The sequence below is a fragment of the Actinomadura roseirufa genome (assembly GCF_900659635.1).
Lineage (GTDB): Bacteria > Actinomycetota > Actinomycetes > Streptosporangiales > Streptosporangiaceae > Spirillospora > Spirillospora roseirufa.
In genome coordinates, this window is record NZ_CAACVB010000589.1 from 1 (window position 1) to 700 (window position 700).

Genomic DNA, 700 nt, shown 5'->3' on the forward strand with positions numbered 1-700 from the left:
GGACGGTGCCTTGCGGAACCGACAAGCCCTCTTGACCTCGGCGGCCGGGCGCCGCGGGCCCCGGCGCTCCGCGCGGGCGTCGCGGGTCACCGGGTCCCGCGGCGGGTCAGGACCGGCCGCGCTCCCGGCCGGCCTCCGGGCGGTCCTGCGAGCCCCCGCCGGAGATGTCCTCGCGGGTCACCTCGATGCGCTCCTTGCGGATCTCGCCGCGGACGGTCTGCTCGTCCTGGACCTGCCGGGTGCTGATCCGGATCCGCTCGACCGGGATGATCTCCGTCGACAGCAGCGGGCGCTCCTCGTACAGGATGATCACGCGGTCGTCCTCGGAGACGCTCATCGCCGCGTCCGGCCGGCCGCCGGTGATCGGCTCACGGTCGATCTTGATCTCCTCGTGCGAGATGGGGATCGTGCGCTCGACCGTCTCCGTCTCCACCCACTTGCGGACGTGGATGCGGCCGGACTCGTGCCGTTCGGTGCCGATGCGCAGCTGCTCCTCGCAGCGGGTGAACTCGGTCGTCGGGGCTCCGGCCTGCTCGGGCATGCCGCCCGCCCGCTTTCCCTTGCGCTCGCGGCCGGCGTGCACGGCCATCCCGGGGGCGCCCGTCTTCCCGGTCGTGCCGGACGGGCCCGCCGCGGCCGGGCTCCCGGACGTCCCCTCGGACGGGGCGTCCCCGCCCGCCGTCCCGGCCGCGCCGCCCGT

Annotated in this window: 1 protein-coding gene; it reads right to left on the minus strand. The window is 75.7% G+C overall.

Features of this window, described 5'->3' with window-relative positions; translation table 11 throughout:
- Positions 1–106 precede the first annotated feature (106 nt).
- On the minus strand, positions 107–700 hold a 594-nt coding region (locus tag E1291_RS41575), incomplete at its 5' end, for a YsnF/AvaK domain-containing protein (protein WP_131743495.1).